The sequence below is a fragment of the Lentzea tibetensis genome, from assembly GCF_007845675.1.
Classification (GTDB): Bacteria; Actinomycetota; Actinomycetes; order Mycobacteriales; family Pseudonocardiaceae; genus Lentzea; species Lentzea tibetensis.
This window is the reverse complement of the sequence record NZ_VOBR01000028.1, coordinates 53,680-68,052: the sequence shown is the minus strand read 5'-3', so window position 1 is coordinate 68,052 and position 14,373 is coordinate 53,680. Positions and strand designations below refer to the sequence as shown.

Genomic DNA, 14,373 nt, shown 5'->3' with positions numbered 1-14,373 from the left:
GGTTCACCCGTTGCGCAGGTCGGGGACACCGGTGGGATGTCCGGAGGGACAGGGCGCGCCGCCGAGCAGGAAGCCGCCGAGCGAGCGCATGCCGTGCGCGCCCGCCGCCGCGACGCCGAGGCCGGCCAGCACGATCAGTGCGGGCACGCCGGGGAAGTCGAGCAGCGACTGGGGTTTCCTGGCCGCGGCCCGTGCGGGTGGTGTCGTGCGAGGCGGTGCGATCCCGGCGACGGGAGGAATGTCGGGCGAGCCGGGTGCCACGGCCGGTGGCGCTGCCGCGGGGACTTCCGGAGCGGCCGGGGGCGGGGCGTTCACGGCAGGCGCGGCGGGGGAGGCGTTCGCGGTGGCCGTGGTGTCGCCGATGATGAACTCCATCTTGCGCAACGGGTTCAGCAGCGGCGCCAGCTCCTTCGGCAGCAACGGGGCGACGACGCCGTCGAGCAGTCCGCCGAGGCCGAGCTTCTTGCGCAGCGCCAGCACGTCCACGGTGAGCCTCAGGCCCTGGCTGGTGGACGTCGCGGAGGTGCTCTCGATCTTCGTCTCCGACTTCGGCCACGTCAGCGTGACACCCAGCGGCTCCAGTGCCTTCAGCAGGCCGTCCGGCACCTGGCCCGGCGCCTTGACCGGGTAGTCCTTGCCCGCCACGGTGATCGCGGCGATCGAGAACGAGCTGGTGCCCGTGCCCCGCGCGCCGTCGCTGACCGCGACGGACTCGAAGCGCACGCCGGACAACCGGATCAGACCGGACAGCAAGGTGATCGTCTGCGCGGACGTCACGGCGGTGGACCGCGCCTCGGCAGCCGAGATCGCGCTGGTGCTGCTCGACGCGAGGCCGTCCATAGTGAGCAGGAGTGGAACCTCCTGCGGCGCACCGGCGGTCGACTCGACCTTCGTGGCGTCGGCGCGGGCGCGCATCCCGGACTTCGTCTCGTCGCCGGGGCCGCCGGGGTGCGCCGCGTTGACCTGCACCGGGTAGGCGAAACCCAGCATCTGCGGCAACCCGGTGCCGATGGCCGCGCCCGGCCACAGCGAGCTCGCCAGCGATCGCCCGATCGGTCCGGAACCGAGCTCGGTCTGCGTGTACGACAGGTGCACCTCGCCCTGCGGCTCAGCGGGCACCGGGAGCAGGTCGGTGTGCAGCAGGACGGACACCGGCGTCGCCCGCGCGGTCAGCGTGAACCCGCCCACGTCGGCGTGCGCGGGCGCGGGGGAGAGCAGGACCAGCAGCAGCGCGAGCACGCACCTCATCGCGTCCCTCCGAAGTAGACGGTCGTGAGATCTTCGGCTGCCAGGTCGTCGGCGTCCGCCATCACGACGACCTGGTCGGCGACGGCTGTTGCGGTCTCGGCGAACTGCTCGACGATCAGCATCGTGACGCCGTCCTCGGCCAGCTCGCGCACGACGTCGTACAGCTCCGCGACGATGATCGGCGCGAGGCCCATCGACAGCTCGTCGATGACGAGCACCGCCGGATCGGTGACCAGCGCGCGGGAGAACGCGAGCATCTGCTGCTCGCCACCGGACATCGAGCCCGCCAGCTGCCTGCGGCGTTGTCCCAGCTTGGGGAACCGGTCGTAGACGATCTCCGGGTCTCCCCGCATGAGCCGGAGGTTCTCCGCGACCGTGAGGTTGGGGAAGATCGCGCGGCCTTCCGGGATCGTGCACAGCCCCGCCCGCGCGAGGTCGTCCGGCGAGGCGTCGTTCACGTGCACGCCGCCGAGGTGCACGTGGCCGCTGGTCGCCCTCAACTGTCCACTGAGGACCTTCACCAGCGTCGACTTGCCCGCGCCGTTCGGGCCGAGCAGAGCGGTCACCGTGCCGCGCGGCACGGACAACGAGACTCCGCGCAGCACCTCGATCCGGCCGTATCCCGCGTGCACGTCGGTGAGCTCGATCATCCGAGGTACGCCTCCCGCACGCCGTCGTGCGAACGGACCTCGTCCGGTGTGCCGGACGTGAGCAGCTGACCGAGGTTCAGCACGTGGACGCGGTCGCAGCAGCCCATCACGAGGTCCATGTCGTGCTCGACCAGCACGACCGCGCGCCCCTCCGCCGTGAGCTCGCGCAACAACGCCCCGAACGCGTCGGTCTCCTGCCGGTCCAGCCCCGACGACGGCTCGTCGAGCAACAGCAGCCGCGGGTCGGTGGCCAGCGCCCGAGCCAGCTCCAGCAGCCGCGCCGCGCCGGTCGGCACGGTGTCGGCTTGCCGCGAAGCGAACTCACCGAGCCCCACCCGGTCGAGCAACTCGGTGGCCAGCCTGGCCGGCCTGCGGCGGCTGTCCAGCGCCACCACCACGTTCTCCCACACGGTCAGCGAGCCGAAGACCTCGAGCCGCTGGAACGTCCGCGCCACACCGAGCCGTGACCGCTGGTGCGGCCCCTTGGCCGTCACGTCCGCGCCGTCGAGCAGCACCCGTCCGGCCGACGGCCTGCGCAACCCGGTGATGACGTCGAACAGCGTCGTCTTGCCCGCGCCGTTGGGGCCGATCAGCCCGGTCACCGCGCCCGCATCGGCGGACAGCGTCACGTCGTTCACGGCGACCACGTCACCGAAGCGCACGGTGACGCCGTCCACCCGCATCACGACGGCCGCCAGGCGCGGAAGATCCAGCTCACCAGTCCGTTCGGGTCGCGGGCCAGTCCAGCGGCCGCGACTCCGAGCAGGACGACCAGCACCCCGGCCAGCGCGGGGAACCCGCTCTGCAGCAGGGGAAGCAGCATGAGCAGCAGGCCGCCGAGGGCGGCGCCGGTCACCGACGTCACCCCGGCGATCACCGCGAACAGCAGCAGCGGCAGGTTGTTGAACAGCTGGAAGTCGCTCGCCGCCACGGTTTCCCGCAGTTGCGCGAAGAGCCCGCCCGCCAGCCCAGCGATCGCGGCGGACAGCGCGAACACGCCCACCCTGATCCACCGCACGTTCACGCCCAGCGTCGCGCACGCCGCCGGGCTGTCCCTGACCGCGATCAGCCTGCGGCCGAGCCGCCCGCGCCGCACGGCCAGCACACCCGCGCCGACCAGTGCGAAGACGATCCCGGCGAGAACGAGCTGTGCCTGCGCCGAGCCGACGCCCGCGAGCCGCGGCACCTGGAGGCTGCCGCGGACGCCGAACGCGATGGGCGACTGCAGCACGAGCTTGTCCATCAGCTGCGCGAAGCCCAGCGTGGCCAGCGCGAGGTACAGCCCGCGCACGCGCAACGCGGGCAGTGCCACCAGCGCGCCGACGGCACCGGCCACCGCCGCACCGGCCAGCAACGCCCACGGCGACGAGGTGCCGAGCCGCGCCACGGTCACCGCGCCCACCCCGACGAACGTGAACTGCCCGAGCGACACCACACCGCCGTACCCGGTCAGCAGCACCATCGACAGCAGCACCGTGCCGAACACCACGCCGAGCGCGAGCTGCCCGGCCACCGGTGCGTCGACGACCAGCGCGAGCGTCAGCACCACGGCCAGGAACACCGCGGCCGTGACCGCGGTCAGCCGGGCGTTGGGCACCGCCACCCCGCGGGAGCCCTTCACGCCACCGATCCGCAGCGGCGACTGCGGCAGCGCGAGCAGCACGACGAACAGCAGCAACGCGGGAATCGCCGCCCGGAAGGCGATCCAGAACTGCGACGACGGCAGGTAGGCGACCGCGTAGGACTGCACGAGCCCGAGTCCCAGCGCGCCGGCGAACGTCCACGGCAGGCTGCGCAACCGGCCGACGAGCGCGGCCGTGTACGCGGTGATCACGAGCAGCGTCATCGTCACGTAGTCCAGCTGCACCACCGGGGTGAGCAGGATGCCGCCCAGCGCGGCGAGCGCCGAGCCGATGGCCCAGCTGAGTGCGGACAGCCGCGTCGGCCTGATGCCGTAGAGGCCCGCCAGTGCGGGGTCGTCCACGCACGCGCGCATCGCGAGACCCGTGCGGGTGCGGTTCAGCAGCAGGTACAGACCGGTCGCGACCAGCACCGCGCAGGCGAGCGTCACCAGGTCGTGCCCGCTGACGAACGACTGTCCGATGTGGACGCCGAACGCGTCGAGAAACGGTCGCACCGGGCGGGCCTGCGGCGGCCAGATCACCTGTGCCGCGCCGATCAGCCCGACCAGCACACCCACGCCGGCGACCAGCGTGACGCCGACCGGCGCACCGGCGAGCCTGCGCATGACGAACCGCTCGATCAACAGCCCGAACGCGGGCGCGCACCCGCCGACCACGACCAGCAGGGCGAGCCACTGCGGCAGGCCGCGGTTCTCGGCGAGCTCCCAGTACAGGAACGCCATCACCATGCCGATCGCACCGTGCCCGACGTTGAACACCTTGGAGGTGCTGTAGGTCAGCACGAGCCCGCTCGCGACGACGGCGTACGCGCCGCCGGTCACCAGGCCGAAGATCGTGTACGCGAGGAGCGCCGTCATCCGCCCACGCCCGTGTCGATCAGCGAGCCGCAGGAGAACCCGGACGCCGGGCCCAGCCTGCTCCACGTCCCGCCCTTCAGCCGGACCAGCGCCATGCACGCCGAGGTGCGCTTCCCGCCGACGTCCTGCGGGGCGACCAGCCCGTCTGCCGTGTAGTCGTGCACGCCGCGGAGCGCGTCGAGCATCGCCTTGCGCGTCAACTGGGGGCCGACCTTGACGGCCGTCTTCACGAACAGCGCCGCGGCGGCCCAGGCGAACATGCCGAAGTAGCTGGGTGCCGCGCCGGGTGCGACGCGCGCGAGCCAGTCCCGGTACAGCTTCTGCTGCGCGTTGGCCTCCTCGAACAGCGTGGCGTTCGTGAACACCACCGTGCCGTCGACGGCCGCGCCGCCCTGCCGCACGTACTGCGGGTCGTACGCCGTGGGATCGGTGACGAAGGCGTCCGGCGTGTAACCCTGCTGCCGCATCGCCTGCTGCAACCGCACCGCGTACTGCGCCGAGCCGATCCAGTACACGACCCGCGCGCCCTTCTCCTTGAGCTGCGCGACGTACGGCGCGTAGTTCACGTCCGCGATGTCGATGGCCTGCGTGTAGACGAACGTGAACCCGCGCTGTTCGGCGGCCTTCTGCATGCTGCGCGCGTTCTGCGCGCTGGCGTCCGCGTTGAGGTACAGGAACGCCGCTTTGCCGACTGTGTCGGGATAACTCGCTTTCACCAGGTCCGGCCCCGCCGACGACACCAGATTGACCTGGTTGGACGCGACGCCGAAGCTCACCGCGGTGCGTTGCCGTTGCGCGGTGACGGAAGACGCCCTCAGGTCGGGGATGCCGCACCCGGCCGCGGCCGGACCGCCGCCCTGGTCGAACGCGGACATCGAACCGACGAGTGCGAACGCCTGCTCGCACGCCTGTGCGGTGGCCTGCTGGTCGCCGCCGCTGTCCGTGCGCGAGTCGTACGAGACGAGCTTGAGCTTGCGGCCGCAGATCGCGCCCTGGGTGGCGTTGAAGTACTCGACGAACGCCTTGGTCGCCTGCTGCGCGGACTGGAAGAGGCCGGGAACCGGCCCGCTGACGTCGGAGATGTTGGCGATCGTGATGTCGCCGGCCGTGACGCCTTTGTCCGTGGCACCACCGGTTCCGGTGCACCCGGACGCGATGCTGCCCGGCGGTGCCTGGCCGGCGGGACCGGTGGGGTTGGCGGCACCCGTCGAGCCGGGGACCCCGTCGAGGCCGGGCGCCGCGCCGTCCTCGACGGGGGTGCCCGGTTGTGCCTCGGCTCCTGCTCCTCGTGGTGCGGCGAGTGCCGCGCGCTGTTCGTCCGTCAGCCTGCTTCCGCAGCCTGCGATCAGCACAGCGGCGACTAGCGCGACAAGGGCAGTCCTGCAACGCATGTGGGCGAAGGTTACGCACCTGATCGGTCCAGAGGCGAGAACTTCTCGCGTCTTTCACCCAAGCGGACGCTTGGTTGGTTACCGTCAGGTGGGGATGCCGCCCCTGTTGATGGTCGGCACGTCGATGCCGAGCGCGCGGAGCTGGTTGAACGGGTTCATGAACTCGCGCTGCCGGACGATCAGCCCGTCCCGGAAGTCGAACTGGTGGAGGAAGTGGTTGCGGTAGTGCCCCGGCTCGTAGCCGGGGTAGAGGATCTGGCCCTCACCGTCGCACTCCGCCCAGAACCGGTTCGGGTCCTGCGTGTCGAAGACCTCGATGTTGAACCACTTCCAGTCCGGGAACATCCGCAGCGACCACTCGCCGTGCGCCCGCAGCTTCTCGTGCCCGGTCGACACGATCGGTTCCGCGGTGTCCGCCGTGTACAGGCCCGCGCTGCCGTCCTCGGTGAACAACAGGTACCGGGTCAGCCGGTTCTCGCCGTAGCGGCCGAGGTAGTCCTCGACGACGGCGCGGTTCTGGTCACGCAGCTCGGTGTTCGTCATGCCGGACACGTTCTTGCAGCGCTCCGCTCGAGGTCAAGGAAGTGTCCAACCGGGATGCTCCGCGGTTGGACACGCTGTTCGCCGGTGCGTTCACAGCCGTGCTCGTTCTCCTGCTGTCGCTGTGACGAGCGCCTCGACGTCGAAGGCGTGGCGCACGGAAGCCGGGCGGCCGATCAGCTCCGCCGACCGGTTCGGCGGCAGGGCCTGCCGTGCGGCGTCCGCGGACTCGAACACCATGACCGCGCCCCACTTCCCGTCGGGGGAGGAGATCCAGAACTTCGCGACCAGTCCGGGCACCGCCGCCCACGCCTCCTCGTCGAGGGACGCGCGCAGCGCCGCGACGTCGCACGGCGGGTCCCACCAGGCGATCACGGCCTTCACGGGACCTGCGCCTCGCGCACCGGCATGACGGACTCCAGCAGCCCGCGCAGGATGTTCGGCCCGTTGAGCGTCAGCACGGACTCGGGGTGGAACTGCACCGAGGCGAACCGGTCGCCGCGCAGCGCGTGCACCTCGCTGGTGAGCGGGTCGCGGCTGACGTCGATCGGGCCTGCTAGCGGGTGGTCGACGCGGTCGTGCGCGACGTGCCCCGCGAAGGTGTTGTAGAAGCCCACCACCTCGTGCGCCCCGAACAGGTCGACCTCGCGTTGCACGCCCTGGTTCGGCACGTCCCGCTGGACCAGGTCGATGCCGAGCGCGGCGCAGAGCACCTGGTGGCTCAGGCAGACGGCGAGGAACGGCTGACGCAGCCGCAGCGACGACCGCAGCACGGCGTCGAGGTGCGCGATCTTGGGGTGGCCGGAGTCCGTCGGGTTGCCGGGGCCGGGCCCGAGCACCACGACGTCGTGACCGTCCACCGCGTACCGCTCGTCGAAGCGGTGGACCACCACGTGCAGCCCCAGCGACCGCAGCTGGTGCGCGATCATCGACGTGAACGTGTCCTCGGCGTCGACGACGAGCGCGCGCCTGCCGGACAGCGGGCCGCCCGCGTGCCCGTCGCGCCGGGCGAACCAGAACGAGCCGAGCCGGGTGTTGCGCCGGTCCAGCGCCGCCTGCACGTCGGGGTGCTCCCGCCAGCGGACCGCGCGCTCCTGCAACGCCGACAACAGCGCGGCGAGCTTGACCCGCGTCTCCGCCGCCTCCGACACGGGGTCGGAGTGGCGCACGAGGGTCGCGCCGACGCCGATCTCCAGGCGGCCCGCCCGGTCGATCACGGCCGTGCGGATCAGGATGGCGGAGTCCATGGTCTGCTGCCCGGCGTCGTCGCGGCCGATGAGCGCCACGGCGCCGCCGTAGTAGCCGCGGCCGCGCCGCTCGTGCCGGGCGATCACGCGGCACGCGTTCTCGACGGGACTGCCCGTCACCGTGGGAGCGAACGCCGTCTCGCGCAGGATCTCCCGCACGTCCCGGCCGGTGCGGCCCTCGATGAGGTACTCGGTGTGCGCGAGCCGGGTCATCTCCTTCAGCCGCGGGCCGACCACCCGGACGCCGTCGTCGCAGATGCGGGACATCATCTTCAGTTCCTCGTCGACGACCATGTAGAGCTCGTCGATCTCCTTGCCGTCGGCGAGGAAGTCCAGCACGCCGGACAGCGTCGGCCCGTCGGCCGGGTACCGGTAGGTGCCGCTGATCGGGTTCATCGTCGCGATGCCGCCGCGCAGGCTCACGTGCCGTTCCGGGGTGGCGCCGACGAACGTCCGGTCACCGGTGTGCACCACGAAGCACCAGTAGACGCCGGACTCCTGCTCGCACAGCCGCCGGAAGAACGCCAGCGCGCGCCGCGGGTGGTAGTCGTCGATCTCCGCGACGAACGACCGTCTGATGACGAAGTTCGCGCCCTCGCCCGCACCGATCTCGTCGGTGACGACGCGGCGGACGATGCCCGCGTAGGTGGTGTCGTCGACGTCGAACCGGGCGCCGGACAGGTGGACCGGGTGGTCGGGCAACCGCTCGAGCGCACTCGCCTTCGGCAGGATCTCGTGCTCGCGCACTCGCATCACCAGCAGCGGTGCTCCGTCGTCGACGCACGCGAGTCCTCGTTCCGCGACCTGCCGGTGCGGAACCACCACCAACGCCTGCGATCCGGGCTCGTCGGGCACCGCGATGTCGGCGAGCGCGGCCGCGGTCGACACGTCGCCGACGAGGACCTCCAGCCGTGCCGGGCCTGTCGCCACCGGCCGGTGCAGCACCGCGAAGGGACGCTCGGGCGAGCCGAGCACCTGGTCCAGCAGGTCGGTCATGTGAGCACTTCCTTGACGCTGAGCACCACGGCGCAGCACGAGGCCGCGTACCGCAGCGCCAGCTGGTGGTGCTCGGCGGAGAAGTCGGCGACGGCGTCGGCCACCACGAAGGTCTCGATGTCGTTGGTGAACGCGTCGACGGCCGTCATCAGCACGCCGACGTGCGCGTACACGCCGCAGATCACCAGCTGGTCGCGACCGGCCGCGCGCATCCGCGCGAGCAGGTCGGAGCGGTGGAACGCGCTGTAGCGCCACTTGGTGAGCAGCCAGTCGCCGTCCTCGGGCGCGAGCGGCTCGACGATCTCGCGGTCCACCGGGTCGACCCGCATGCCCGAACCCCAGATGTCCTTCAACAGCCCCCGTTCGGCGTCGGACATGCCACCGGGCTGCGCGGTGTACGCGATCGGGACGCCGTCGGCGCGGCAGCGGTCGCGCAGCGCCGTCACGTTCCGCACCAGCTCCTCGGCCATCGGGGAAGGCAACGGGCGCAAGAAGAACCGCTGCATGTCGTGGATCAGGAGCACCGCGCGCGCCGGGTCGGGAGTCCACGAGGCGACCGAGGGTGGCAGGTCGCCGGGGGCGGGCAACCGGTAGGGGTGGATGGGCGGGATACCGGGCATGCAGCACCTTCCGGGTCACGGTCGAGACGGTCCGCGAACACCCGCCACACCGCCGCGTTCTGCCTGGCGAACTCGGCCAGCTCGTCACGGCGGTGGACGGGGACGTGGTCGGCCAGGTCGATCCACGACGTCCGCGCGTGCAGCTGCAGGTGCAGCAGCCGCAGCAGAACGCGGCCGTGGTGGCTCAACAGGACCGCTGGGTCGTGGCGCAGCTGGTCCAGCAGCGCCGCGAGGTCGGTTCGCCCCGGCGGGACGCGGTGGGGTGCGGGCTCGGTCCGGTCGCGGTCATGCAGCTCGCGGCGCACGGCGCGGGCGGTCTCCGGCGAGATCCCGACGGCGGCGGCGACCTGGCGCAGCGACAGGTGCGGTTGGTCCGTCATCAGCTCACGGGCCCGCAGCCGCCGCTCGGCGCCGTCGGTCGGCCGGACGCGGCCGTCGCGCCCGACCCGCGCCGGGGTGTGGCGGCCGAGCCGGTTCCGCACGGCGGCGACGGTCTTGGTCGACAGGCCGGTCGCGTCGCCGATCATCCGGTCCGACCACTGCGGACACTCGAGCAGAACGCGCGCTGCCGCGGCCTTGCGGTCGGGGAGAGGTGGCTGGTGCACGGGCTCCGTCCTTCGCCGCGTTCCGGTCGGGGAACGCCGATCCATGATCGAGAGCGGTTCACCGGCGGCGCAATCCGCCGAGCAATGAGGAACCTCCTCAAGTCGCTGAGAAGCGGTTCCGATTTGTTCGGGATGATCCGAGTTCTTCGGAGTTGTCACACAGATGACACCGCGCTGTTCCGACAGTTGTTGACAACGTTTTCATCTGGCAGCTAAAACGGCAGGTGGTGAGTCGTCGGCAGAAAGGCCCTAACTGTGAAGGTCGACTTGAAGGCCGCTGAGGAAGTGGTCGATCTGGTCACCGGCGGATGGCGCGCACAATGCGTCTACGCTGCGGTGAAACTCGGAATTCCGGACCTGGTCGACGCCGGGCGGAACACCGACGAGGACCTGGCCGCGGCGACCGGTGCGTCGGCAGAGGGCGTCCACCGGCTGATGCGGCTGCTGGTGGCCATGGGGCTGTTCGACGGCGACGGCGTCGAGGGGTACCGGAACACGCAGGTCAGCGCGCTGTTGACGGACACACCGGACTCGCTGCGGCACATGTGCCTGCTCTACGGCGAGGAGTTCTACACCGCCTGGGCGCACGTCGAGACGTCCATCAGCACGCTCACCGCCGGCTTCGAGGCGGCGTTCGGTGAACCCCTCTACCAGCGCCTCGGCCGCGACGGCGACCTCGGCGAGCGCTTCCAGCTGGCGATGAAGGCGGGCAACCTCTTCTTCGACCACGTGCCCGAGGCGATCGACCTGTCCGCCAAGACGTTCGTCGACGTGGGCGCCGGTCCCGGCCAGCTCACGGCCGCGATACTCGCTGCCGTTCCGGACGCGCGCGCGAAGGTGATGGACCGTCCGCACGTGATCCCGGTGGCCAGGCAGAACCTGGCTGCGACGGTCGGGCTCGACCGGGTCGAGCTGGTCGACGGTGACATGACCGAGGCCGTTCCTGCTGGTGGCGACGTCTACTTCCTGTGCAGGGTGCTCGCAGGCTGGAGCGATGACGACGTCGTCGGTGTGTTCGCGAACTGCCGGGCCGCGATGGCGGACCCGTCGGCGAGGCTGGTGATCCTGGAACGGGTCGTGGTCGAGTCCGCGCCCAGCGTCCTGCCCGCGTTGTGGGACCTGCACCTGTTGATGACGAACGGCGGGAAGCACCGGACGCTGGAGTGCTACACCGAACTGCTGAGCCGTGCCGGATTCGCGGTGGAACGCGTCGCGGGCCTTCCAGTTGAGACGACCGCCATCATTGCCGCGCCTGTTGTGGAATAAAACGCAACGAATTGAGACCGCTGCAGTGGGAATTCAGTCGCTCTCCAGTGGCGGGGTATCTGTCTGCACTCTGTCATCCGAAAACTTTGCTGGGGGTTCGACGTGACAGAAACCGTTGCCAAATGGGACGACACCGTCGGCCGCGGGCGCACGAACCTGCGTCCGGTGGCCGGCATTCACGTTCGGCTGGAGGAGTTCCGCGCGGCGGTGCGGGCGGCGGGGGAGCACTGGACGGGCGGTGCGCCGGGTGAGCTGGTCGACGCGCTCGCCCGAGCGGCCGGGGACGATCCCGAGCTCGTCGAGCTGGTGCGGAGCGGCGGTGCGCTGCTGGCGGACTTCCTCGACGGCCTCCGGCAGCAGGCGGCGCCGCGCGACCTCGCCGCCGACCTGATCGCCGGACGGCCCGTCCCGCCCGAGGTGTTCGACCGGCTCGCCGCCAGGTACCTGGTCGTGGTCGTCCGTTCCCCCGATGCGGACGGCAGGCCCGCGCTGCACGAGGCCGTGCTGACGACCCGCCACGACGGAGACCTGGTCCTGCTCGTGCCCGCGGAGGACGCCGACCGGGTCACCGGGCGGCTCACCCAGAGCCTCGGCGGGCAGGGCTTGCTCGCGACGGCCACCCGGCCGAGGGAGGACATCGCCGACGGGTTCCGCGAGGCCACCGACGTGCTGAGGCTGGTCACGGCGGGCAGGCGGCCGAGCGGCGCGTACGCGTTATCGGACGTGCTGGTCGAGTACGCGGTGACCAGCCACAAGGAGGTGACCGACTCGCTGGTCGCGGTCATCGAGCCGCTGCGGGCGCACGCGCTGCTGTGGGACGCGCTCACCGCGTTGATCGACGCCGACTTCAGCCGCAACAGGGCGGCGAAGAACCTGTTCATCCACCGCAGCACGCTGGACTACCGGCTGCAGCGCATCGCGCACATCACCGGGTGCGACCCGACCAGCGGGCGCGGCATGCAGGTGCTCACGGCCGCCTACGTCGCCGATGCCGTCAGATGATCCGCATGCCTGGTTGTGTGGAAAGACGATCGTCGGTTAGATCTGGCCCCACAGCGACGACGGGGAGGCCGGATGCCAGTTCTGCGGCTGATGCCGCTGCTGGCGCTCGCGATGATGGCTTCGAGCACACCCACCCCGCCGCAGGCAGCGAGCCCTGATGAGGCGTTGAACGCGCTGTGGACCGAATATGGCAACGCGGGCGGCCGCTGGACGGGCGCCGACCGCACCGCGTCGGTGCCGCTGCCGGACGGCCGCACGGCCTGGCTGTTCTCCGACACGTTCCTCGGCAAGGTGAACACCGACCACAGCAGGCCCGCCGGCACGCCGATGCCGCGCAACACGCTTGTGGTGCAGGAGGCGGACGGCAGCCTCGGCGCGACGTTGCACGGCGGCACGCCGGACCGGCCGAGGGCGCTGGTCGACCTGCCGGGGGCCGACGAGCACCTCTGGGTCGGCGACGGCATCGTGCAGAACGGCGTGCTGCGCGTGCTGTACAACCGTTACCAGACAACGGGAAACGGCCCGCTGGACGTGCGGGGCGCGGGTACCTCGCTGGCCACGTTCGCCCTGCCCGCGCTGGCACTGACGTCCCTGATCACGATCCCGGTCGGCCGGAACATCGCGTGGGGTTCGGAGATCCTTCAGGACGGCGACCACACCTACGTCTACGGCGCCGAGCACGACGGCCCGTTCGGCAAGCACCTCCGGCTCGCCCGCGTGCCGGGCGGCGACCTGACCGGTCCGTGGGAGTTCTGGACCGGACAGGGGTGGTCGCGGTTCGAGGAGGACTCGGTGCGCGTGCTCACCGGTGTCGGCACGGCGTTCTCGGTCACGAAGGTCGGCGACGAGCACGTGCTCGTCACCGTGGACAGCAACGTTCCCTTCAACCGCAACGTGGTCGCCTACACGGCGTCCTCGCCCGCCGGCCCGTTCGGCGACCCTCGGGTGCTCTACCACGCGCCCGAGGCGGGCAGCTCGATCATCGTGTACGACGCGTCCGCGCACCCGCAGCTGAGCAGACCCGGCGAGCTCACCGTGTCCTACAACGTCAACAGCCTCGACCCGCGCGACGCGCTGGCCGACGCGCGGATCTACCGGCCGAGGTTCATCGAGGTCCCGTGGCCGCCCGAGTGATCGCGGCGCGGACGCTGTCCCCGTGCCGGTCGGCCTGGTCGGGTGCCGAGTCGTCCGGCTGGGGGAAGGCGTACCAGCGGATCGCGACGAGGCGGGTGTCGTCGGTCGGTCGCGGGTGTCTCGCCCCGTACCGGTCGGTCAGTTCGAGGTACTCGTCGTTGAAGTCGGCGAGTTCGGCCTCGGTGAGGTGGATGCGGGAACGCATGCCTTTGGCCCAGGGGCCGAACTGCTCGTGGTGCCGAGCGGCCCAGTTCAGCAGCTGTACGTCGGCGTCGATCTTCCCGTCGAGATGTGCCTGGAGTCGATGCCGGTCGGCGTCGGGCAGGATGTCGAGGTCGGGTTTGAGCAGGGTCATGCCGACGGATTGCCAGCGGCCGTCCCACCGCCGCCGTGCGTAGTCGGCATCGGCGAGCCGGCTGAGCATCGTGGTCACCCGGTCCTCGGGCAGGGCGAGTGCGGTGGCGAGGGCCGACGTGGTCCATGCCCGCTCGCCCAGCCTGTTGAGCAGCTGTTGGTACTCCTCGTCGGTGTGCAGCTCGACGTCCTGCACCGACCACGGTCGGCGGGGCTGGTTGCTGATCAGCAACGTCTTGGCCTGCGCCAGCAGGAACATCGCCAGGGGCAGCTCCACCACCGCGGCCAGTGCGAGGCTGATCCACTGATCCGGGCCGCCCCACCCGAGCAGCACGTCGAACCACGCATCGCAGCACAGCAGCGCGGCGGTGGCCGCCAGCACCGGGACGGCATTGCGCCGGCGCCGCAGGCCCAGCCACGCCGCAGCCGCGAAACAGCACAGCAGCGCGACGTCGAAACCAACCCACGCGAGTCGCCACTGGCTGCTGCCGTGGCGATCGGGCAGCGTGCCCGCCAGGTGGATCGTCCAGGGCACGAGGATCACCGCGGCACCGGCTAGCACCGCGAGCACCAGAGGTCTGCGCACACCAGCACGCTATCCATCGTGATCATCGCGTCCATCAGGGTTTTTCCCTGACACAGACCCGGAGCTCGTGCGAAGTCGCAGAGCCCAGGTGCCCTGTTGCACTCCCCGGCTCCGAGATTGATCGTGCCGAAAGTGGAACAGATCGACGTTCTGACGTGAACATGTCTCGCATCCCAGCTACGGTCCGCCCCGCGATGCCGCCATCGAGGCGGCCGGACAGAGGGACGAAGATGA

14 protein-coding genes are annotated in these 14,373 nt (G+C 71.0%); 3 read left to right on the top strand and 11 right to left on the bottom strand.

Going from position 1 to position 14,373, the window contains the following annotated elements; translation table 11 throughout:
- Window positions 1-3: 3 nt before the first annotated feature.
- The 10 genes from FKR81_RS33620 to FKR81_RS33575 all read right to left on the bottom strand — a co-directional run bounded on the left by FKR81_RS33620 (window position 4) and on the right by FKR81_RS33575 (window position 9,797).
- Entirely contained in the window at window positions 4-1,248 is a 1,245-nt protein-coding gene (locus FKR81_RS33620) for a choice-of-anchor P family protein (RefSeq protein ID WP_146358262.1), read from the bottom strand.
- Window positions 1,245-1,898 carry an ABC transporter ATP-binding protein gene (locus FKR81_RS33615; RefSeq protein ID WP_146358261.1) on the bottom strand — a complete coding sequence of 218 codons (654 nt, stop codon included), beginning with the start codon at window positions 1,896-1,898 and terminating at the stop codon, window positions 1,245-1,247. Before FKR81_RS33615 ends, FKR81_RS33620 begins: the two co-directional genes overlap by 4 nt.
- On the bottom strand, window positions 1,895-2,581 hold the full coding sequence (locus FKR81_RS33610; RefSeq protein ID WP_146358326.1) for an ABC transporter ATP-binding protein: 687 nt from the start codon (window positions 2,579-2,581) through the stop codon (window positions 1,895-1,897). Before FKR81_RS33610 ends, FKR81_RS33615 begins: the two co-directional genes overlap by 4 nt.
- Window positions 2,581-4,398, bottom strand: coding sequence for an ABC transporter permease (locus FKR81_RS33605; protein WP_146358260.1), 1,818 nt, complete (start codon window positions 4,396-4,398; stop codon window positions 2,581-2,583). The genes FKR81_RS33610 and FKR81_RS33605 overlap by 1 nt, the downstream gene beginning before the upstream one ends.
- On the bottom strand, window positions 4,395-5,789 hold the full coding sequence (locus FKR81_RS33600) for an ABC transporter substrate-binding protein (protein WP_146358259.1): 1,395 nt from the start codon (window positions 5,787-5,789) through the stop codon (window positions 4,395-4,397). Before FKR81_RS33600 ends, FKR81_RS33605 begins: the two co-directional genes overlap by 4 nt.
- 84 nt (window positions 5,790-5,873) lie before the next feature.
- On the bottom strand, window positions 5,874-6,332 hold the full coding sequence (locus tag FKR81_RS33595; protein ID WP_146358258.1) for a PhzA/PhzB family protein: 459 nt from the start codon (window positions 6,330-6,332) through the stop codon (window positions 5,874-5,876).
- A 90-nt stretch (window positions 6,333-6,422) separates the two neighbouring features.
- Complete coding sequence (locus FKR81_RS33590; RefSeq protein ID WP_146358257.1) at window positions 6,423-6,713, bottom strand: hypothetical protein; 291 nt, start codon at window positions 6,711-6,713, stop codon at window positions 6,423-6,425.
- Window positions 6,710-8,572, bottom strand: coding sequence for a chorismate-binding protein (locus tag FKR81_RS33585; RefSeq protein ID WP_146358256.1), 1,863 nt, complete (start codon window positions 8,570-8,572; stop codon window positions 6,710-6,712). The genes FKR81_RS33590 and FKR81_RS33585 overlap by 4 nt, the downstream gene beginning before the upstream one ends.
- Window positions 8,569-9,078, bottom strand: coding sequence for an isochorismatase family protein (locus tag FKR81_RS33580; RefSeq protein ID WP_328593175.1), 510 nt, complete (start codon window positions 9,076-9,078; stop codon window positions 8,569-8,571). Before FKR81_RS33580 ends, FKR81_RS33585 begins: the two co-directional genes overlap by 4 nt.
- A gap of 8 nt (window positions 9,079-9,086) precedes the next feature.
- Window positions 9,087-9,797, bottom strand: coding sequence for a streptomycin biosynthesis protein (locus FKR81_RS33575; RefSeq protein WP_146358254.1), 711 nt, complete (start codon window positions 9,795-9,797; stop codon window positions 9,087-9,089).
- A gap of 255 nt (window positions 9,798-10,052) precedes the next feature.
- Between FKR81_RS33575 and FKR81_RS33570 the strand changes: the two genes are divergently transcribed.
- The 3 genes from FKR81_RS33570 to FKR81_RS33560 all read left to right on the top strand — a co-directional run bounded on the left by FKR81_RS33570 (window position 10,053) and on the right by FKR81_RS33560 (window position 13,199).
- The gene (locus FKR81_RS33570) at window positions 10,053-11,063 is read left to right on the top strand and encodes a methyltransferase (protein ID WP_146358253.1); all 1,011 of its coding nucleotides are present in this window, start codon (window positions 10,053-10,055) and stop codon (window positions 11,061-11,063) included.
- 102 nt (window positions 11,064-11,165) lie between these two features.
- Complete coding sequence (locus FKR81_RS33565) at window positions 11,166-12,065, top strand: PucR family transcriptional regulator (protein WP_146358252.1); 900 nt, start codon at window positions 11,166-11,168, stop codon at window positions 12,063-12,065.
- A 72-nt stretch (window positions 12,066-12,137) separates the two neighbouring features.
- Window positions 12,138-13,199, top strand: coding sequence for a DUF5005 domain-containing protein (locus tag FKR81_RS33560; RefSeq protein ID WP_146358251.1), 1,062 nt, complete (start codon window positions 12,138-12,140; stop codon window positions 13,197-13,199).
- On the opposite strand, the gene FKR81_RS33555 is transcribed toward FKR81_RS33560, so the two are convergent.
- On the bottom strand, window positions 13,171-14,139 hold the full coding sequence (locus FKR81_RS33555) for a hypothetical protein (protein ID WP_186763329.1): 969 nt from the start codon (window positions 14,137-14,139) through the stop codon (window positions 13,171-13,173). The genes FKR81_RS33560 and FKR81_RS33555 overlap by 29 nt on opposite strands.
- Between the last annotated feature and the right edge of the window lie 234 nt (window positions 14,140-14,373).

What these genes read in the sequence shown, in the direction of transcription:
- FKR81_RS33620 (WP_146358262.1), bottom strand. Translation starts at nt 1,248, where the DNA reads ATGAGGTGCGTGCTCGCGCTGCTGCTGGTCCTGCTCTCCCCCGCGCCC.
- FKR81_RS33615 (WP_146358261.1), bottom strand. Translation starts at nt 1,898, where the DNA reads ATGATCGAGCTCACCGACGTGCACGCGGGATACGGCCGGATCGAGGTG.
- FKR81_RS33610 (WP_146358326.1), bottom strand. Translation starts at nt 2,581, where the DNA reads ATGCGGGTGGACGGCGTCACCGTGCGCTTCGGTGACGTGGTCGCCGTG.
- FKR81_RS33605 (WP_146358260.1), bottom strand. Translation starts at nt 4,398, where the DNA reads ATGACGGCGCTCCTCGCGTACACGATCTTCGGCCTGGTGACCGGCGGC.
- FKR81_RS33600 (WP_146358259.1), bottom strand. Translation starts at nt 5,789, where the DNA reads ATGCGTTGCAGGACTGCCCTTGTCGCGCTAGTCGCCGCTGTGCTGATC.
- FKR81_RS33595 (WP_146358258.1), bottom strand. Translation starts at nt 6,332, where the DNA reads ATGACGAACACCGAGCTGCGTGACCAGAACCGCGCCGTCGTCGAGGAC.
- FKR81_RS33585 (WP_146358256.1), bottom strand. Translation starts at nt 8,572, where the DNA reads ATGACCGACCTGCTGGACCAGGTGCTCGGCTCGCCCGAGCGTCCCTTC.
- FKR81_RS33580 (WP_328593175.1), bottom strand. Translation starts at nt 9,078, where the DNA reads ATGCAGCGGTTCTTCTTGCGCCCGTTGCCTTCCCCGATGGCCGAGGAG.
- FKR81_RS33560 (WP_146358251.1), top strand. Translation starts at nt 12,138, where the DNA reads ATGCCAGTTCTGCGGCTGATGCCGCTGCTGGCGCTCGCGATGATGGCT.